Raw genomic sequence first — 18,743 nt, forward strand, 5'->3', positions numbered from 1 at the left:
CTGCATGGCGCCGCTGGCGGACTTATCTGCAGATTCCAGACTACCGCGCAGGATCAGCCGGTTTGGAGCACGGCGACGAATTGCGTCCCGACGCCAGGATCCGGCAAAGAGGACTGCCCGTCAGGACGGTTCGCGGAGGATTCGCAGGTGGCCGCGACGGGTTCCTTCGACGCCGGCGGGCGGTTCCATCTGCGCGTGGTTGTGCCGGGCAGGCGACTCAGGTGCTGCCGAGGCTGCCTCGCGGACGGCGTTGGCAAGGGCCAGCAGGTCATCAGGGCCGGGCTCGGGCGGGTTTGCGGGCATCGCCAGGCGCAGGACTTCCCAGCCCCGCGGAACCGTCAGGCTTCCGGCGTGCTGGGAGCAGAGGTCGTAGGCGTGCGGTTCGGCATACGTCGCGAGAGGACCCAGGACGGCGGTCGACTCGGCGTACACGTACGTCAAAGTGGCCACCGCGGACTGGCGGCAGGCTGATCTTGAACATTGACGAATAGCACCCACAACATCCCAGATTAGCGCCAATTGGCACCTGCACTGCGCATTGGGGCCCCCGCGCCCTCCACGGACACCGATGAGTGCCACCAGCTCCGGCGCGGTGCATGCCATGATGTCGCGCTGGCGGTTCCTCGGTACTAAAGTCGATATATGCAGTCACAGCCACATGTTCCCGGGTTCAACATCCGGTGGACTGACGCCGATGGCGATCAGGCGGGGGAACACGCCGGTACAGGTGTTCGCGGCTTCCGGCAGCGCCGGCGCAACCGCCACGGGCGGGGACTGCGGGGCGAATTGATGCTCGCCAACCTGCCTGGTTTCCGAACCCGGTCAGAGCGGTTCGACGATATGGTGCTGGACTCCGCCGAGCGGCTCCAGGACATGTGGGGCAAACAGCTCGACGGCGTGCTCTTTGCCGTTGATGAAATCCCGCCCCATCTGGAACAGCTGGTCGCCACTGGAAACTCTGCCCCCATGGGCTCATATACGCCCGGCGGCCGTGGCGAAGCGCCCATGATCACCGTTTACCGCCGGGTGGTGGAGCAAGGCTCCAACACCCGTGAGGAACTGCAGGACCTGGTCCATGATGTCGTGGTCGAGTACACCGCCGAAATGCTGGGCGTGCCGCCGGAAACACTCGATCCCGTGTACCGCCGCCGGTATCAATAACCCTGTATCAATCACGACGGCGGCAGGCGGCTTTCGCTGCCCGCCCGCCCCGGGCTAGTACCCCACCGAGACCGGGACCTTCTCAAGTCCCGCCGCTGCGTCCTGGATTGCCACGACGGAAACGTCCGCACGGCCCTGTTTGCCCAGGACCAAGGCCCCATAAATCGGGTCGCCGGAAGCTGACACCACATACCCTGCTATCGGCGAGTCTCCGGACTTTGCAGGGAGCTCTATCAACGATGTGGTCCCACCGGACATATCGACGTCAACTGCCTTGCCCACCGCACCGTTGGCGGTCACTGGAGCGTAGCTGATGGTGCCGCGGCCCTCGGGCACACCAAAACTCAGGAACCTCTGGCCGTCCCGTGGAACAGCTACCAGATGCTGGCTTCCCAGGCGGGCCGAGGCGGGAGACCACGCGAAATCGGTGGCTTCCTCGGCTTTGGCGCCCCGCGTGACGCGGGCCGATGCCACGAATGCCACGTCCGAGCTTGCCTTGACGGTGTAGGTTCCGGCCGGAATTCCTTCCAGGTTCAGCGTGGCAACTGATCCGCCCTTGACCGTCACCACTCCCCCGCCGGGAAGCTTTCGTTCACCATTGGCACCGTACAGGCTCACCTGCACCACGGCGTCGGTGGAACCGGGAACGGCGATCTGGAGGGCCGGTACAGCGTCAGCGAAACCTGATTTACCGGCCAATGCCTTGGTGGCGGCCGGGTCCTGGATATCTACCCCGGACATCACCTGCAGGTTTGAGGGGCCGTCTCCCGGCGAAAGATACTCAACGCCACCGGGAGCGAGTCCTCGCAGCACGCTCTGCTGGATGGTCCCGGAAACAGGGCCGCCTGTGCTGCGGACGTGGACAGCAAGCTGGGATTCGCTCGGAGCGAGCCCCGCAAGGTTTATTGAGCGGGTGGTTCCGGGAGCTACCAGGAGGCCACGCGCGCCTGGTGCCTGGATCTGGCCTTCGTACCCGAAGAGGTCGAGGTTGACCGTCGCAGGAGTCTCCGAGGCGTTGCTCAGGTTCAGGACGGACGTGCGGCCCACTGCGGTGTTGGCGCCCAGGAGCCACGCATCGTTACCTGGCGGCTGGCATTGGGCCGTGGCCAGGCCGCGGAGGTCGCCATCTGTTGCGGCATAACTGAGATGGGCGGCCATGGATGCCTGCTCATTACCCAGGGGATCCGCGCCTACGACTGTCGGAGAGCTCACGGGGGAAATAGAGGCAACACCTGCTGCCAGCACCGGCGGACCGGACGTTGGCGTAGGAGTGCTGGTGGGGGCCTTGGCGATCTCAGCCACCGCGTCGCCTCCCAGCGACGTCACCTTGCTTCCGGGAACCGTTCCGGCCGGGTTGCTCAGCACCACAGCGTTGAGGGCACTGGTTGCGGTGGTGGAGACAGGGCTGAAGTCCGCGTCCGTACCCACGACGGTGCCGTTGACCAGCCTTGCAGGCTCGGGGCAAACACCCAGGGACCGCCCTGCAGGGACATCAGCCTGCCGGACATCCATAGTGGTACCGCCGGAAGGCTGGGGCACCATCGAGGTCGCGGCAACAGCACCTCCGCCTGCGGCCAGGATAACCACTGCGGAGAGGACGCCCGTAATGACGCCTTTGTTGGAGCTTCGGGAGCCCTTGGGGGAGCTGCGGGACGCTTTATGGTCGACCGGCGGCTTCTGGTCGTCAGACACTGCTGTACTCCTTACGGAGGGAGACTTCATCCCTCGACATGCCGGTTCGGGTGCGGCGTGCTGGCATTGGAATGGCCAACAGGACCGTCAATCCGATCACCACGGCCTGCAGGATTCCGAACAACAAGGCCCAAGGGTTCGTGTACCGGATTTCCAGCTCACCACCACTGGCCGGAAGTTCGAAGGCCTGCGACCAGCCGGATGTGCTGGCCTTAAGTTGGCGGCCGTCGATCCATGCTGTCCAGCCGGGATCGGACCGTTCGGCCAGGACAACCTGGCGGCCTTCGTCGCCGGCCGGCACGGCGGCATCCACGGACACTTCCCCGGACGGCAGGTTTCCTACTGTTTCGCCCTTGGAATCCACGATTCGAACGCGGTGGGCAGTATCCGCGGCGGTAGCTGCAGGCTGGTTCTTCGGCGTGACACGCCACAGCCACCCGGCGTCGGTCTGGCCGACGGCAACGAGGCCGGGGACGGCGTCGATCCTGCTGGCTGTCAGCTGTGCCGCGTTGTCCGCGGCCTTGAGGACTACGAATCCGGCGCCGAGTTGTTCCAAGTCCGCGCGGGGGTCCACACCGGTGCTGGCCACAATGGTGGCCACGGCTCGGCGGAGGGATGCGGTGGCAGCGTCGTCGGCGGCTGTTTCTTCGCGGCCCGGCGCCCCGATGATGGTCCGGGCGGAGGCAATAGTGGACAGACTGTCCAGGGTCGTGCCCGCGCCGCGCATCAGCGATGACGTGAAGGCACCCTGCTCACCGCTGGTGATAACCAGGGTCCGGGTACGTTCAGGTCCCTGGCCACGGTCCACCGCGGTGGCCGGCAAAGTAGCTGAGTCCACCGGCCACACCTGGCGTGGGGAGCCGAGGGACGACGTCGGACTGGTAGCGTCCGGTGCCGCTGTCGCCCCGGGTGCTGGGGACGGCTGAAGGACATTCTGTACTGCCCATGCGCCCATGCCGGCCAAGGGCCCGGCGACGAGGAGAGCCAAGGCCAGTCCGGACGCGATGGGCCGCAGCGGCAGTCGTCGACGTTGCGAATCAGTCATCCGGCGGGGAGCGGCAAAGATCTTATCGGCACCGATGACGGCAGCCCCGAGCAGCAACATGCCCGCCGCCGATACGGCCGGACCGGTAAAGGGTCCCACAATGACGTTGTTGTTCACGCCCGTGGCGACATGGCCCACCAGCCATCCGCTTGCCAAAATGGTCAACGCTGCCAGCCAGAAGACCCTGGCCAGGGCGGTGCGCTTGCCGGGCAGGAACAATGCCGCAACGGCGAGTATCAGGACCGGCGCGCTGACCAACAGGGCGAGCAGCAGTGCCCAGGGCATGGCTCCGGGACCAAAGAGCGTCAGGCCGGTCAGTCCTGCGTCGACGTCAAAAGCCAGCGGCTGGCCCAGCAGTTGTTGCCACAGCGGTGCTGCCTCGAAGGTGAGCGGCACGCCGGGATCAGCGAGCAAGGCACGGGGCCTGTCCAATACGGAGATTCCGTACGGCAGGAACAAAGCTACGGTGGGAAGAAGCGACCACCACAGGGTCTTGCCGCGTTGTCCCAGGATGACGGCGGCCAGGATCACCGCAACGGCAATCGGGCCCAACAGGGACGGTGCCGAGGCAGTCACAATGGCCATTACCAGTCCCCCGGCTGCCGCGGCTGTCCAGGACGGTGTCCCGTTGATGCCCGGTTTTCCAAGGATCGGAGCCGGCCGCCTGCTGAGTGACGTTACTGCATGCGAACGTCCTTGGCCGATGGCAGATCCTGAGGCGCGCAGCAGGGCAAGCAGCAGCAATGGCATCATGACGTGTGCAACCAGGGCTCCCGCGCGGCCCTCGTTGATCGCGATCAGCAGTGCCGGCGCGGCGGACCAAGCCAGGGCCGCCACCGTCCGGAAACGGCGCTTGGCAGTCAACGCACCCGCAGCAAACCACGCGCCGACAGCGGACAGTGGCATGGCAAGGATCAACAACCAGGCCATGGCCGAATCGCCGTCTCCGCCGCCAACGAGGGACAGCAGCCACAACACATAGCCGAACGGATCGCCATGCCCGGGCAGTCCTGCTCCAAGGGATATCCACCAAGTGGAGGCGTTGCCCCAAATGTCAGCTGGCGATGCCGCCAGAGGAAGCAGCCCGCCACCGGCAACCGTGCCGGAACGGACCAGTCCGAGCAGTCCAACCAGTGCGGCGGCCAGGGCAAGCAAGGCGGCTGCAACTGCCCCTGTACCCACCCATCCACGTTCGTTTGTTGCCAGCGCCGCAAAGTCGTCCGCGGCATCTCCGCTTGGTTCGGGAGCCAGCAGGTCCGAGACAGCGGAAGTTTCTTCACTCGGACGGATCGCTTCCAGCAATGACCGCCTGTTGGCCCGGACCTCGCGTGTGGACGTCTGCAGGCCCCTGACCACGGAGCGGTGAACGCGGCGTGTCCTGGCCGCGATACGGCGGCCCCTGCCAATGGCCAAAGGCCGCATCAAGGCCGCAACAGTTGCGGTGAACTGGGAGAAGCCATAGCCCGGTTCCTTGACCAGGATGCTCAACACCAGGCGAACCATCGCACCGAACAAAGCCCCGACCGCTTGGAACGGCACGTTCCACCACGGCGTGTGCTTGAGCCGCATATGGATCTGGGCTTTGCGCGCGGCGGAGGAAGTCCCCAAACCATGCGGGCGGTGCTCGACGTGGAACATGCGGGCGCTCGGTACGACCACGACCCTGTTGCCCGCAAGCCAGTTGCGCCAGCAGAAATCCACGTCATCGCCGCTACCGGGCAGGGCAGGGTCAAAGCCCTGCAGCTGTTCCCAGACATCGAGGCGGACCAACATGCCGGCGGAATTCACGGCGAAGGTGTCCGTGCGGGCATCGTATTGGCCTTGGTCGACTTCGTCCGCGTCGATCAATGTCAGGCGCTCGGCCCAGCGGCTGGTGGAGAGTCCTACGTCCACCAGATGCCGCTCGTTGTCCCAACCGAGCTGCTTGCATCCGGCAACGGTGACCGAAGGGGCCCGTTCCACGGCGTGGAGAAGTTCCGCCAAGGCGTCCGGTGCCGGCGCAGCGTCGTCATGAAGAAGCCATAGCCACTTGACCGGGCCGGTTTCAGTTCCGTTGCCGTCCTTGTCCCTGCCGCTCTCCGGAGCCAGCTCCTGCAGCCCTGCCTGGATGGCGGCGCCAAAGCCGGACTTCGCCTGCTGGAAGGTGGTGACCTTGTCCTGGCCGAAAGCTTCACGGAGCAAGTCCAGCGAGTTGTCTGTGGAACCTGTATCAATGCCAATGGCGGCATCTGCCGAACGCGTCTGGTTCGACAGTGCCGCCAGTGTCCTGGGGAGATAGTTGCCGCCATCGTGGGAAACCACGACGGCGGTAACATGAACTTCCTTGAGAATTAGACCGCTCGCTTCCTTAGCCGACGACGTTCCCGCTCAGAGAGTCCGCCCCAAATACCGAACCGCTCGTCATTGGCGAGGGCGTACTCCAAGCACTGCGAACGGACGTTGCACGCTCCGCAGACCTTTTTGGCATCCCTGGTTGATCCACCCTTTTCGGGGAAGAAGGCTTCCGGATCGGTCTGCGCGCACAGCGCATCAGTCTGCCAACCAAGTTCGCCTTCGTCATCGAAATCGCCTTGGCCGGGAAGGCCGATCCACACGGGCTGCCCCGGCGTCTCAAGCGGACGACGCAACTCCATGGGAGGGTCGTCCACATCTTCGTCCGGCCCAGCGGGCAGGTCACCGATCAGCGCTTCGTGTGCGGCCAGGAGGGCAGTTGCCTGATCCTCCAAAGAGTCCTGCACATTCTGGTTGTATCGGCCTGCCGCTTCCGGGTCCGCTGGGTCGAGGTACCAATCCCCCGGTACTTCCCGCGAACGGTATTTCACCGACGCATGTTCTGCGACGACTGCATCTTCCTGGATACGCAACGCTTGCCCCATGGCGTCCCTCCTGATTTTGCAGCTGCTGCTTGGATGTATTTCCGATTCCCGGCGACGTTCCGGTCCTCTGTGCAGCGGCGTTTGATTACTAATTACACGCGTGTAACTACCCACCAGTCAAGCCGCGCCGGGATAATAATCAAGAATCCGTAGAAACGTGGGATGCGCCACGCCCAACATTTTTGGCGGCGCCGCCGCGTCTACCCGCGGCAAATGGGAGCCCCGCATCGATTTACGTGAACTTTCATTGAATTTCCGCGGAAAACAACAGAGTCAGCCCGGAGCCCCCACCGATTGGACAAAATCGCATGTGGCGCAATTCACAATCGCCCCGCCGACCCCAAGGACGGCGCGGGATCACCGTGGCAAGATTGACGCATGAGCATCCCGGCAGTGAACCTGATGACCACCCTGCGATCCGGACATTCAACGTCACCACGACTCACTTGGTACGGTCCCGACTCCGAACGGGTAGAGCTCTCCGGCCGGGTCCTGGATAACTGGGTAGCCAAGACCAGCAATCTCCTGCAGGACGAACTGGACGCCGAACCCGGAATGGCAATCCGGCTGGACCTGCCGGCGCACTGGAAGTCCTTTGTCTGGGCATTGGCGGCGTGGCAGCTCGGGATGGAAGTGGTCTTCGATGAGACCTCGGCGGATCTTCTGGTCACAGACAAGCCCAACGACGACGCCGGGGCAGGCTTCGACGCTGTCGTCGCCGTACCGCTCGCGGCACTGGCGATGCGCTGGCCGGGAGAGCTGCCATCCGGCGTCGTGGATTACGCGGCGGAAGTCCGCTCCCATGGCGATGTCTTCATGGCGCACAGTGACCCTGGGGCGGAGCTGCCGGCAGTGCGGGGCGCATCAGCGCTCACGCACGAAGCCCTCATCGACGGTTTTGCCGGTGCGCAGGAACCCGGCGTGCGCCTTCTGGTACGTGCCGCCGAAGGCTTGGAGCCCTGCCTTGCAGCGTCGTTGGGTGCCTGGAAGGAAGATGGCTCAGTAGTGTTGGTCCACCCGGACCTGGAAGTCACCGGGCACCTGCTGGAGAACGAGCGCGTCAGCCGTTCTTGATTGAGGGGAACTCGCCGGTGGCCGGGTTCGCAGCACCGCTTTCCGCGCCGGCCTTGGCCTTGTGGTGAAGCTCGATGATCTCGTGGTCGTGTGAGAACTCCGGCTCGGCATCCAATTCTTCGTTGAACACCCAGAACCGGTATGCGAAGAAGCGGAAGATAGTGCCCAGGATGAGCCCCACGACGCTGCCGGCGATGAACAGCGAAGGCTTGTCATTGAGGTCCAGGACGTATTTGGCGAACCAAACGCACCCTGATGCAATCAGGAGGCCCACGAGGTTCATGACGGCAAAAAGCACGGCTTCACGGACGACGTTGGCCTGTTTGCGGTGGCGGAAGGTCCAGAAACGGTTTGCGACCCAGGAGAAAACACTGGCAACAATCGTTGCAATGGCCTTTGCCCACACTTCGCTGCCGTGCATCGGACCGGAGAAAAGCCAGATGAAAACGGCCGAGTCAATGACAAAAGCAACACCGCCGACGGCGCCGAACTTTGCTACCTCACGCCAAAAAAGCGAGGCAAGTCCGCGGATGCGATCTGCAAGTGTGGTGATCATGACCCTCCATGGCCGTTGAAAAGTGGGCCGATGGGCCAAACCCATTTTAGCGCCGATTTCCAAGCGCTGCCTTTGGGTGGGCTGTGAGAACGCCGATACTGGCGCTTCACGCCGCAAAAAACCGGCCCGGAGGACGGCAGAATCAGTGATCCTGCCACCGGTTCGGTAGGCTGAACATTGTGACTTTTCCAGTAATTGGCGTTGTTGGCGGCGGCCAGCTCGCACGAATGATGGCCCCGCCCGCTACCGCCCTGGGCTTCGAACTCCGTGTTTTGGCCGAGGGTGAGGACGTTTCGGCTGTAGCCGCAGTGGCCACAGCCCCGATCGGTGACTACAAGGACCTGGACGCTCTCCTCGAGTTTTCCAAGGGCCTGGACGTGCTGACCTTCGACCACGAGCACGTTCCCACGGAACACCTGCAGGCCCTGCTGGATGCCGGCGTTAACGTCCAGCCCGGACCTGATGCCTTGGTCAATGCCCAGGACAAGCTGGTCATGAGGGCTGCGATCGACCGGCTCGGCCTTCCCAACCCGGAGTGGTCAGCAGTCAACACCGTTGAAGAGCTCGTGGCCTTCGGCGAAAGGATCGGCTGGCCCGTCGTCTTGAAGACGCCCCGCGGTGGCTATGACGGCAAGGGAGTCAGGATCGTTGACGCCCCGGACGAAGCCTTGGAAACTGCCGACTGGTTCCAGGCAATGAGCCCCCTGCTGGCAGAAGCCAAGGTGGACTTCAGCCGCGAGCTCTCCGCCCTGGTGGCCCGCACGCCCAGCGGCGAGTCCCGTGCCTGGCCCGTGGTCCACACCATCCAGGTGGACGGGGTGTGCGACGAAGTCATCGCACCGGCCCAGAACATTCCCCTTGAGGTGGCAGCTGCCGCCGAAGAAGCTGCGCTGCGCATCGCCAACGAGCTTGGCGTCACGGGTGTCATGGCTGCAGAGCTGTTTGAAACCCCGGGTGTCGGAGCAGGCTTCCTCATCAACGAACTTGCCATGCGCCCGCACAACACTGGTCACTGGACCCAGGACGGTTCCATCACCAGCCAGTTCGAACAGCACCTTCGGGCTGTGCTGGACCTCCCGCTCGGTGCTACCGACGCGTTGGCCCCGGTAGTAGTCATGAAGAACTTCCTTGGCGGCGAAAACCAGGACCTCTTCAAGGCCTTCCCCATGGCTTTGGCCTACGAACCGGCAGCGAAGGTCCACTCCTACGGCAAGTCCGTTCGCCCCGGCCGCAAGATCGGCCACGTCAACCTTGTCGGCAGCTCGGTTTCCGACGTCGACTCCGTCCGCCAGCGCGCCACAGCCGTTGCAGACATCATCCGTGACGGCCGCATGCCGGCGCAGACTACCTCCGAGGAGACCGCATGACGTCAGAATCAACAGCCCCGCTGGTTGGGCTCGTGATGGGTTCGGATTCCGATTGGCCGGTCATGGAGGCCGCCGCGGACGCCTTGGCCGAGTTCGGCATCCCCTTCGAAGCGGACGTCGTTTCGGCACACCGCATGCCCACGGAAATGATCCGTTACGGCCAGACAGCCCATGAACGTGGTCTCCGGGTCATCATCGCCGGCGCCGGTGGTGCAGCTCACCTCCCCGGCATGCTTGCCTCAGTCACCCCCCTCCCCGTGATTGGCGTTCCGGTCCCCCTGAAGACCCTGGACGGCATGGATTCCCTCCTGTCCATCGTGCAGATGCCCGCCGGTGTACCGGTGGCCACGGTGTCCATCGCAGGCGCCCGTAATGCTGGTCTCCTGGCCGTGCGCGTCCTGGCCTCCGGAACGGATGAACTTGCTTCAAAGCTCCGGTCGGACCTGCTCACGTTTGCCCAGGAACTGAACGACGTCGCCACCAAGAAGGGTGAAAACCTTCGGCGCAAAGTAGAAGAAGTCTTCTCTCCCGCCAACGCCTCAGCCCGGAGCTCCCGCTAGGAAGGCTGCGGTTGACTACCATGCACAAGACCTCGAATCAGCCCGGTTCCGCCCTGACTGATCCTGTCCGCTATCCGTCCGGCGCAAGCGCCCCGGTACGGACCAAACGCGCCTTCGTGCTGGTCCTGCTCACCCTCTTCATCCCCGGCAGCGCCCAGATCGTTGCCGGGGACCGGAAACTTGGCCGGGTGGCGCTGCGCATCACGCTCACCGTGTGGGCATTGGCGCTGCTGACCCTCTTCATTGCCTTGGTCAACCGCACCATGCTGCTCAGCATCGTCACCCACCCCGTCGGATCCCTCATCATCATCGTGGTCCTGGTGGCGTTGGCTTTGGGCTGGGCTTACCTGTTCCTCAACACTTTGCGGATTATCAGGCCGACGCTCCTGGCACCGGGGATGCGGCCGATCATTGCCGTGGTGGTGGCAGTCTCCACCATCCTCGCCAGCGGATCGTTAGGCTACATCGCCTACGTCCTGAACGTGAGCCGCAACGCCATCGGCAGCATCTTCAATGCCGGTCCGGCCATCGATCCCGTGGACGGACGCTACAACTTCCTCATGATGGGTGGCGACGCCGGGGACGACAGGACGGGCCGGCGCCCGGACAGCCTCTCCGTTATCAGCGTCGACGCAAAAACGGGCGAGAGTGCCATCATCTCCGTCCCACGCAACCTCCAGAATGCCCAGTTCAGCGAGGGCTCGCCCATGCGCGAGGTTTATCCCGAGGGCTACAACTGCGGCGACGAATGCCTCATCAATGCCGTCAACACCGAGGTCACCAACAATTATCAAGACCTCTACCCCGGCGTTGCCGATCCCGGCGCGCAGGCCACGCTGGAAGCGGTGTCAGGCACCTTGGGCATCACCGTCCAGGCTTACGTCCTGGTGGACATGGACGGGTTCGCCAAGCTCATCGACGCGATGGGTGGAATCCGCATCAAGGCCGGCGGGTGGGTTCCCATCAGTGGTCCCGTCACGGATGAGGCCAACGGAATCCACGGCATGCCCGATGGCTGGATCCCCGCCGGCGACCAGCACTTGGATGGCTTCCATGCCCTTTGGTATGGCCGTTCCCGCGAGTTCGTGGACGACTACGCCCGCATTGCGCGCCAGCAGTGCGTGCAGCAGGCCATGCTCAAGCAACTTGATCCGGCCACCCTGCTGACCAAGTTCGAGGACATCGCCAATGCCGGGACCAAGGTGGTGGATTCCAATATTTCTTCCAATCAGCTGGGCAGTTTCGTGGACCTGGCGCTGAAGTCGAAGAACCAGCCCGTCAAGCGCCTGACCATCGGGCCTCCGGACTTTGATGCGTCGTTCTCCACCGTGCCGGACTTCGACCTGATCCACTCCAAGGTCCAGGAAGTCCTGGCGTCGTCCAACACGCCCAAGGCGAGTGACGCCGTCGTGTCCTATGACGACGCCGTTGCCGGTACCGTCATGGCCGCCGGTCCGGTTGCCGGGCTCAATCCCGCAAGCCAGTTGCCGTCGCCGTCAGCGGATTTCACGCCGGTAACCACCACACCGGACGGCACGCCGATCACCATCGAATTGTTGAACGGCCTCAAGGCCCAGGGCGACGAGCAGGGCATCCGTGACCTCGTCGCCACCAACGGACAGTGCGCACCGCTGTAAGCTTGCAGGTCCGTTCCACCCACGTTCAGCGCAACGATAAGGACTTTCTTTCGTGTACCAAATTGAGAATGTTTTGCGACCCTACGCGTGGGGTTCGACGACGGCGATCGCAGACTTGCTGGGGCGGCCGGCATCGGGTGGTCCCGAAGCTGAAATGTGGATTGGAGCCCACCCGGACTCCCCCTCCACGGCCATTCACCCCAACGGTGTGACGCAGCCCTTGAATGCGCTCATCGAATCGGATCCCCTGCGCTTCCTCGGTTCCGATAGCCTGGCTGAATTCGGACCACGGTTGCCCTTCCTCGCCAAACTGCTGGCGGCCGAGCAGCCCCTGTCACTCCAGGTGCACCCCAGCCTCGAGCAGGCACGGGAGGGCTTTGCCCGGGAAAACGCAGCGGGAATCCCGTCCGGCGCCGCCGAACGCAATTACCGCGACGACAACCACAAGCCGGAGATGATCTTTGCGTTGACTCCGTTCAAGGCTCTGTGTGGCTTCCGTCCTTCCGCCGGGTCCAAGGCCGTTTTTGAGCATCTTGCCCGCATCCTTGATTCGGCTGCCATCTCTGTTCCTCCCGTTATCACTCATGTCATTTCGGACCTTTCCGCGCCGGACGAGCCCGCTGGCCTGAAGGCCGCCTTCAGCCGCCTCATCGACGGCGGAAGCCAAGTTTCCGACGCGATCAACGAGGTAGTCGCCGTCTTCTCTGCCGGGGCACCACTGGAGCCGCATCGGGAAGCATTGACGGCAATGCTGGACATCAACGAAGCCTTCCCAGGAGACCCCGGGGTCCTCATCTCCCTGCTCCTCAACCACCTGTCCCTGGAGCCCGGTGAAGTGGTGTACCTGCCTGCCGGTAATGTCCACGCCTACCTCCACGGCCTTGGCCTGGAAGTCATGGCTTCCTCCGACAACGTGCTTCGCGGCGGCCTCACGCCCAAGCACGTGGACGTTCCGGAGCTGATGAAGACGGTCCGTTTCGAAGCGCTGGGAGTGCCGCGCATCGAGGCGACCGGAACGGAATTCGGGCAGGAACTGTACCGTCCGCCTTTCAAGGAATTCCAGCTGCAGCGCATTGAGCTTGGCCCGGGCGCCGAGCCTGTGCCGCTGGCACAGAACGGTCCCGCCGTCGTCGTGGTGGTGTCCGGTTCGGTCATGCTCGATTCCCCCAAGAGCGACCTCCTGCTTCAGCGTGGCGCAGCTGCGTTCATCCCCGACGTCGAGGCCCCCGTGAATATCCATCCTGTCCAGGGCGCAACCGATAGCAGCATTGCTTTCGCAGTGACCACAGGGCTGGGGAACTGATTCATGGAGTTTTTCCTGCAAACCCCGGCATGGGCTGCTGTCCAGCGTTCCTTGGGACGCCGTGTCCACGAACAGTCCGGCCCGGGCTGGAGCTTCCTCGCCATTGAGGAAAAGAACCCCGCCGGCAAGGTCATTTATGCGCCCTACGGCCCCGTCGCGGAGTCCGTGGAAGCGTTCGACGCCGCCACAGCGGCTTTGATGTCACTGGCGAAGAAAGAACGTGCGGTCTTCATCCGGATGGAACCTGCGGCCGCAGGTTTCACAGCATCCGACGCCGGTCCTCTCCTCCGCGCGCGCGGCTTCCGGCCGGCGCCGGTCAACCAGCAGCCCGAGCTGAGTTGGATCGTGGACCTGGACGGCGACTTCAAGGACGTCCTGGCCGGCATGAAGCCCACCAACCGGAACCTGTACCGGAACATCCACAAGAAGGGTGTGACGTTCCGGGCCTCCCAGGACCCCGCTGATATTTCCGTGCTCCTGCACTTCCTCCACCTGACCGCTGCCCGGAACGGTTTCAAACCCCAGAGCGATGAATACCTCACGCAAGTGGCCGCATCCCTGCTGCCCTCGGGCGCGGGAACGCTGTTCATCGCAGACCTTGAGGGCGAACCGATCGCCGCAGCCTTCGCCTACGACTCCGCTGACACCCGCGTCTACGCCCACGCGGCCCTGGACGACACCCACCGCAAGCTCAGCGCGGGCATCCCCCTCCTGGTAACGCTCATGGCCGATGCCAAGGAAAAGGGCCTCAAGCACGTGGACCTCTGGGGCGTAGCGCCGGAAGACCAGCCGGACCACAAATGGGCAGGCTTCACGGCGTTCAAGAAGTCCTTCGGTGGCCGCGAAGTCTCCTACCCCGGCACATGGGACCTCCCGGTCAACAAACTCCGCTACGGCGCCTACCAACTGGCCAGAAAGCTCCGCGACAGGCTCCGCTAGGCGATTCCCGTGATCCACCCGTACCTCCAGCACTAACTTTGGAGCCGGTGGCACACCGACACGCCGGGGATCCCGGCGTGTCCGAAGGGTTGGAATATCAAAGTAGGTGGTGGCGGCACACCCCCGGCACGGCCCTCCCCCACCCTTTTTCAGCGTGCAACTGGAACCCGGCCGGGCACAGAGAAGGACGGCGAGTATCGCGAAAGCGGCATCAAATCGACGAGGTACGAGGAGATAGCCGCCGAGCGATGCCCGCCGTCCTTCTGTTGGCTGCGTAGGGGTTACGGCTTGCGCGCGTACGTCTCCCACTTGGAAGCGTGGTGCTCAGCTTCGACGAAGCGGACGGTCCCCGACTTGGAGCGCATCACGATGGACTGCGTCATGACGCGGTCCTTCTGGTAGCGCACGCCGTGGAGGAGGTCGCCGTCGGTGATGCCGGTAGCTGCGAAGTAGCAGTTATCGGAGGTGACGAGGTCGTTGGTGGACAACACGCGGTCGAGGTCGTGTCCGGCGTCGATGGCCTTCTGCTTCTCTTCGTCCGACGTCGGCCACAGGCGGCCCTGGATGACGCCACCGAGGGACTTGATGGCGCAGGCTGCAACGATGCCTTCCGGGGTGCCTCCGATGCCCATGAGGGCGTCAACACCGGTGCCGGAGCGGGCTGCTGCGATGGCGCCGGCCACGTCGCCGTCCATGATGAACTTGGTGCGTGCACCGGCTTCGCGGATTTCTTCCACGAGCGGGCGGTGGCGGTCGCGGTCCAGGATCATGACATTGAGCTGGTTGACCTTGACGCCCTTGGCCTTGGCGATGAGGTGCAGGTTCTGCTTGACGGGCAGGCGAAGGTCAACCATGTCGGCAGCTTCAGGCCCGGTAACCAGTTTCTCCATGTAGAAGACCGCCGAGGGGTCGAACATGGATCCACGTTCCGCCACTGCCAGAACAGCGAGGGCGTTGTTGATGCCAAGGGCGGTCAGGCGGGTTCCGTCGATGGGGTCGACGGCGACATCGCACTCAGGGCCGGTGCCGTCACCAACCTGCTCACCGTTGAACAGCATGGGGGCTTCATCTTTTTCGCCTTCACCGATGACCACGACGCCGTTGAAGTGGACTGTGTGAAGGAACGAACGCATGGCGTCGACGGCGGCGCCGTCCGCCTTGTTTTTGTCGCCGAAGCCTACCCAGTGGCCGCCGGCAATGGCAGCGGCCTCGGTGACGCGGACGAGTTCAAGCGCAAGGTTGCGGTCGGGTTCGTCGATGCCGACGGCGAGCGACGGCGAAATCGTGGAATACTGCTGGGTCATTGGTGCAGGAGACACTTGAACCTCTTCTTCGAGTGACGATTCACGGGACCGGACACGGTTGCACGGGGCAACCCGGGGTTCCTCTACCAACGATCATAGTCGCCGCATCCCTTGGGAGTCGTTGGATGACCACAGCCCGCAATACCTGCGGTGAGGTCGCCGGATGTGTGTTCCCTGCCGCGATAAGGGATCATGGAGGGGTGAGTGAAACGCAGGACAAGCCCGCAGCCGGGAACCAATCGGACGCTGCAGCGGCTAACCAAAACGATGCCCAGTCCATCCCCGATGCCCCGTATAAACCCGTCATTGCGGCGAAAGCTGCCAAGCGGGCCAACGCTTCGGTCATTGGCATGGTCATTGCACTGCTGGTCTGCGTCCTGGCTTTCCTCCCCATCGTTTTGATGAACCCGGCCCCCAAGGGCGAGGGCTTCAGGCCCAATGTTGATGTGGCGGCCATCGCCCGCAACGCCGCAGGTGTGGCAGGATTCACACCTGTCACTCCTGATACCGACGACACATTCAAACCCAACTACGCGCGCTGGGAGTCCGGCACAGGATCCGGTGTCCCCACCTGGGAGATTGGTTTCCTGACACCGAAGGAGGCCTTCATTGGCCTCACCCAGACGAGCCAGGCCAACCCCACGTGGGTTCTGCAGCAGACGGAGAACCTCCCGGTCACCGGCACGCGAAACGCCGGCGGCCAGGACTGGGAGCTGCGCGACTCCGGCAAGGAAAAGCGCAGCATGGTCTTGGAGTACCGCGGTACCACCCTCATCCTGAGCGGCACTGCAAGCCTTGACGAGTTCGCAACGCTGGCGGCCGCCGTCGTTAAGTCCGCGGATCAGGCACCGTTGCCGTCCGCTCCGGCCACGGTAACTCCTTCAGCGCAGCCGTCCGCTTAAGCCCCGGTATCCGGCTAACCCGGCGCAACAGTTTCACGGACTGCCCCGTCCGCGTCGTAAAGTAAGGCTCGTGCCTACTTACCTGACTCCAGCCCTGGCGTGGCGCCGTCTCCGCGAGGGCAACGAACGTTTTGTTTCCGGCGAATCCCTGCACCCCAACCAGGATGCTTCGCGACGCTCTTCCCTCATTGAGAACCAGAATCCGTTTGCCGTGATCTTTGGCTGCTCGGATTCCCGGCTTGCTGCAGAGATCATTTTCGACCTCGGGCTCGGCGACGCCTTCGTGGTCCGCACGGCCGGCCAGGTCATTGATGACGCCGTTCTTGGCTCCCTCGAATACAGCATCAGTGAACTCCGGGTTCCCCTGATCGTCATCCTGGGCCATGACAGCTGTGGTGCCGTGAAGGCCACCAAGGCTGCGGTGGAAACGGGCGAGATGCCTCCCGGCTTCATCCGCGACCTCGTCGAGCGCATCACGCCGTCGGTCCTGACGGCCAAGCGCAACAGCCAGGAGGACGTCAACGACATGGTGGTGGAGCACGTCAAGCAGACCGCGGCCCGCCTGGCTGACAGCTCGCGTGTGATTTCCGACGCCATCGACGACGGCCGGGTGGCTGTGATCGGCCTGTCGTACAAGCTCGATGAAGGCCGTGCGGCCCTCGTTTCCGGGATCGGCAAGCTCTAGGAGGCCGTGCTCCGGCCCCGGCGCCGGAGCACGTAGCACTCTCCTCCGGGTTTTCTGTGGGGCGTCCAATCGCCCTAAGCTAGCCCCATGACTTCCACCACTGAGTTCCGTATTGAACATGACACGATGGGCGAAGTTCGCGTCCCCGTGAACGCCCTGTACCGCGCCCAGACGCAGCGTGCTGTGGAGAACTTCCCGATCTCCGGCAAGACGCTTGAGCGCACCCACATCGAGGCCCTGGCCCGCGTGAAGAAGGCCGCCGCACTGGCGAACGCCGAACTGGGGGTGCTCGATGAAGAGCTCGCCAAGGCCATCGCTTCCGCTGCCGATGAGGTCGCTGCCGGTAAGTACGACGGCGACTTCCCGATCGACGTCTTCCAGACGGGTTCGGGTACGTCCTCCAACATGAACACCAACGAGGTCATCGCAGAGCTCGCATCGCGCGCCCTCGCGGCTGCCGGGAGTGACAAGGTTGTCCACCCCAATGACCACGTGAACGCTTCACAATCCTCCAACGACGTCTTCCCGACGTCCGTGCACGTTGCCGCAACGTCGGCCCTGATCAACGACCTGATCCCGGCCCTCGAGTACCTGGCAGCCTCCCTGGACCGCAAGGCTGTTGAGTTCAAGGCAGTCGTCAAGTCCGGCCGCACGCACCTCATGGACGCTACGCCCGTCATGCTCGGCCAGGAGTTTGGCGGCTACGCCGCCCAGGTCCGTTATGGCATCGAGCGCATCAACGCCGCACTCCCCCGCGTTGCCGAAGTTCCGCTGGGCGGCACCGCCGTCGGCACGGGCATCAACACCCCGGCCGGCTTCCCGGAGCGCGTTATCGAACTCCTCGCCGCCGACACCGGCTTGCCCCTCACCGAAGCCCGCGACCACTTCGAGGCCCAGGCGAACCGTGACGGCCTCATCGAAGGCTCCAGCCAGCTGCGCAACATCGCGATCTCCTTCATGAAGATCAACAACGACCTCCGCTGGATGGGCTCCGGACCCAACACGGGCCTTGGCGAAATCGCCATTCCGGACCTTCAGCCGGGTTCTTCGATCATGCCGGGCAAGGTCAACCCGGTCATCTGCGAAGCCTCGATCATGGCCTGCGCACAGGTCATCGGCAACGACACCACCATCGCCTGGTCCGGCACCAACGGCGCTTTCGAGCTGAATGTCGGAATCCCCGTCATGGCCGCCAACCTTCTTGAGTCCATCCGCTTGCTGGCCAACACCAGCCGCGTCATGGCCGACAAGATGATCGACGGCATCACCGCCAACGTTGAGCGCGCCCGCTTCCTGGCTGAGGCGTCCCCGTCCATCGTCACCCCGCTGAACAAGTTCATCGGGTACGAAAACGCGGCCAAGATCGCCAAGATCGCCGTCAAGGAAGGCCTGACCATCCGCCAGGCAACCGAAAAGCTCGGCTTCGTCGGTGAGGGCGAAGGCAAAGTCACCGAGGCTGAGCTGGACAAGGCCCTGGACGTCACCACCATGACGTCCCCCGCGCACAAGGCTTAATACCCACAGCACGACGACGGGCGGGGGCGGGTGGGCGCGAGGGGGCGGGCCGGGGGGGGGCCCCCGCGGGGGGGGCCGCCGCACTTCGACTACGTTTGCCAGGCTGCGACGTCGGGACTCACCGACG

Annotated in this window: 16 protein-coding genes; 10 read left to right on the plus strand and 6 right to left on the minus strand. The window is 64.0% G+C overall.

The genetic code is table 11. The annotated features are described in order from the left end of the window. Window positions 1-120: 120 nt before the first annotated feature. Complete coding sequence (locus tag LN996_RS03135; protein WP_231338731.1) at window positions 121-498, minus strand: DUF3499 domain-containing protein; 378 nt, start codon at window positions 496-498, stop codon at window positions 121-123. A 144-nt stretch (window positions 499-642) separates the two neighbouring features. On the opposite strand from LN996_RS03135, the gene LN996_RS03140 reads away from it, so the two are divergent. Continuing rightward, on the plus strand, window positions 643-1,161 hold the full coding sequence (locus LN996_RS03140) for a metallopeptidase family protein (RefSeq protein WP_231338732.1): 519 nt from the start codon (window positions 643-645) through the stop codon (window positions 1,159-1,161). A 54-nt stretch (window positions 1,162-1,215) separates the two neighbouring features. Here LN996_RS03140 and LN996_RS03145 read toward each other — a convergent pair whose 3' ends face one another. From LN996_RS03145 to LN996_RS03155, 3 genes are read right to left on the minus strand one after another with little or no spacing between them, the layout of a single operon-like run. Then, window positions 1,216-2,853 carry a DUF5719 family protein gene (locus tag LN996_RS03145; protein ID WP_231338733.1) on the minus strand — a complete coding sequence of 546 codons (1,638 nt, stop codon included), beginning with the start codon at window positions 2,851-2,853 and terminating at the stop codon, window positions 1,216-1,218. After that, window positions 2,846-6,199 (minus strand): glycosyltransferase, encoded by a 3,354-nt coding sequence (locus LN996_RS03150; protein ID WP_231338734.1) that lies wholly within the window; start codon window positions 6,197-6,199, stop codon window positions 2,846-2,848. Before LN996_RS03150 ends, LN996_RS03145 begins: the two co-directional genes overlap by 8 nt. 29 nt (window positions 6,200-6,228) lie before the next feature. After that, window positions 6,229-6,774 (minus strand): WhiB family transcriptional regulator, encoded by a 546-nt coding sequence (locus tag LN996_RS03155; protein ID WP_231338735.1) that lies wholly within the window; start codon window positions 6,772-6,774, stop codon window positions 6,229-6,231. Between the two features lie 378 nt (window positions 6,775-7,152). Here LN996_RS03155 and LN996_RS03160 point away from each other — a divergent pair, with 378 nt between their 5' ends. Further along, window positions 7,153-7,848, plus strand: a complete 696-nt coding sequence (locus LN996_RS03160; protein ID WP_231338736.1) for a TIGR03089 family protein — start codon at window positions 7,153-7,155, stop codon at window positions 7,846-7,848. Here the strand turns inward: LN996_RS03160 and LN996_RS03165 are convergent. Beyond that, window positions 7,835-8,404, minus strand: coding sequence for a GtrA family protein (locus tag LN996_RS03165; RefSeq protein ID WP_231338737.1), 570 nt, complete (start codon window positions 8,402-8,404; stop codon window positions 7,835-7,837). The two genes, LN996_RS03160 and LN996_RS03165, sit on opposite strands and share 14 nt — an antisense overlap. Before the next feature lie 179 nt (window positions 8,405-8,583). Between LN996_RS03165 and LN996_RS03170 the strand changes: the two genes are divergently transcribed. From LN996_RS03170 to LN996_RS03190, 5 genes are read left to right on the plus strand one after another with little or no spacing between them, the layout of a single operon-like run. Further along, window positions 8,584-9,771 (plus strand): 5-(carboxyamino)imidazole ribonucleotide synthase, encoded by a 1,188-nt coding sequence (locus tag LN996_RS03170; RefSeq protein ID WP_308102691.1) that lies wholly within the window; start codon window positions 8,584-8,586, stop codon window positions 9,769-9,771. Further along, window positions 9,768-10,331, plus strand: coding sequence for a 5-(carboxyamino)imidazole ribonucleotide mutase (gene purE / locus LN996_RS03175; protein WP_231338738.1), 564 nt, complete (start codon window positions 9,768-9,770; stop codon window positions 10,329-10,331). The genes LN996_RS03170 and purE overlap by 4 nt, the downstream gene beginning before the upstream one ends. A gap of 20 nt (window positions 10,332-10,351) precedes the next feature. Further along, window positions 10,352-11,968 (plus strand): LCP family protein, encoded by a 1,617-nt coding sequence (locus LN996_RS03180; RefSeq protein WP_231338746.1) that lies wholly within the window; start codon window positions 10,352-10,354, stop codon window positions 11,966-11,968. Between the two features lie 52 nt (window positions 11,969-12,020). Continuing rightward, window positions 12,021-13,271 carry a mannose-6-phosphate isomerase, class I gene (manA, locus tag LN996_RS03185; protein ID WP_231338739.1) on the plus strand — a complete coding sequence of 417 codons (1,251 nt, stop codon included), beginning with the start codon at window positions 12,021-12,023 and terminating at the stop codon, window positions 13,269-13,271. A gap of 3 nt (window positions 13,272-13,274) precedes the next feature. Continuing rightward, window positions 13,275-14,210, plus strand: coding sequence for a peptidoglycan bridge formation glycyltransferase FemA/FemB family protein (locus tag LN996_RS03190; protein WP_231338740.1), 936 nt, complete (start codon window positions 13,275-13,277; stop codon window positions 14,208-14,210). A gap of 281 nt (window positions 14,211-14,491) precedes the next feature. Here the strand turns inward: LN996_RS03190 and glpX are convergent, their stop codons facing one another. After that, window positions 14,492-15,514: a class II fructose-bisphosphatase gene (gene glpX, locus LN996_RS03195; protein ID WP_011774031.1), complete on the minus strand. Its 1,023-nt coding sequence runs from the start codon at window positions 15,512-15,514 to the stop codon at window positions 14,492-14,494. Window positions 15,515-15,714: 200 nt separating this feature from the next. Here glpX and LN996_RS03200 point away from each other — a divergent pair, with 200 nt between their 5' ends. The 3 genes from LN996_RS03200 (at window position 15,715) to LN996_RS03210 (ending at window position 18,616) form a co-directional block, all read left to right on the plus strand. Further along, window positions 15,715-16,416, plus strand: coding sequence for a DUF4245 domain-containing protein (locus LN996_RS03200; protein ID WP_231338741.1), 702 nt, complete (start codon window positions 15,715-15,717; stop codon window positions 16,414-16,416). A 70-nt stretch (window positions 16,417-16,486) separates the two neighbouring features. Continuing rightward, window positions 16,487-17,101, plus strand: a complete 615-nt coding sequence (locus LN996_RS03205; RefSeq protein WP_011774029.1) for a carbonic anhydrase — start codon at window positions 16,487-16,489, stop codon at window positions 17,099-17,101. A gap of 87 nt (window positions 17,102-17,188) precedes the next feature. Then, entirely contained in the window at window positions 17,189-18,616 is a 1,428-nt protein-coding gene (locus LN996_RS03210) for a class II fumarate hydratase (protein ID WP_231338742.1), read from the plus strand. Window positions 18,617-18,743 lie beyond the last annotated feature (127 nt).

It is taken from the genome of Arthrobacter sp. AK01 (assembly GCF_021109375.1).
GTDB lineage: Bacteria > Actinomycetota > Actinomycetes > Actinomycetales > Micrococcaceae > Arthrobacter.

What these genes read in the sequence shown, in the direction of transcription:
- LN996_RS03140 (WP_231338732.1), top strand. Translation starts at nt 643, where the DNA reads ATGCAGTCACAGCCACATGTTCCCGGGTTCAACATCCGGTGGACTGAC.
- LN996_RS03155 (WP_231338735.1), bottom strand. Translation starts at nt 6,774, where the DNA reads ATGGGGCAAGCGTTGCGTATCCAGGAAGATGCAGTCGTCGCAGAACAT.
- LN996_RS03160 (WP_231338736.1), top strand. Translation starts at nt 7,153, where the DNA reads ATGAGCATCCCGGCAGTGAACCTGATGACCACCCTGCGATCCGGACAT.
- LN996_RS03165 (WP_231338737.1), bottom strand. Translation starts at nt 8,404, where the DNA reads ATGATCACCACACTTGCAGATCGCATCCGCGGACTTGCCTCGCTTTTT.
- purE (WP_231338738.1), top strand. Translation starts at nt 9,768, where the DNA reads ATGACGTCAGAATCAACAGCCCCGCTGGTTGGGCTCGTGATGGGTTCG.
- LN996_RS03180 (WP_231338746.1), top strand. Translation starts at nt 10,352, where the DNA reads ATGCACAAGACCTCGAATCAGCCCGGTTCCGCCCTGACTGATCCTGTC.
- LN996_RS03190 (WP_231338740.1), top strand. Translation starts at nt 13,275, where the DNA reads ATGGAGTTTTTCCTGCAAACCCCGGCATGGGCTGCTGTCCAGCGTTCC.
- glpX (WP_011774031.1), bottom strand. Translation starts at nt 15,514, where the DNA reads ATGACCCAGCAGTATTCCACGATTTCGCCGTCGCTCGCCGTCGGCATC.
- LN996_RS03210 (WP_231338742.1), top strand. Translation starts at nt 17,189, where the DNA reads ATGACTTCCACCACTGAGTTCCGTATTGAACATGACACGATGGGCGAA.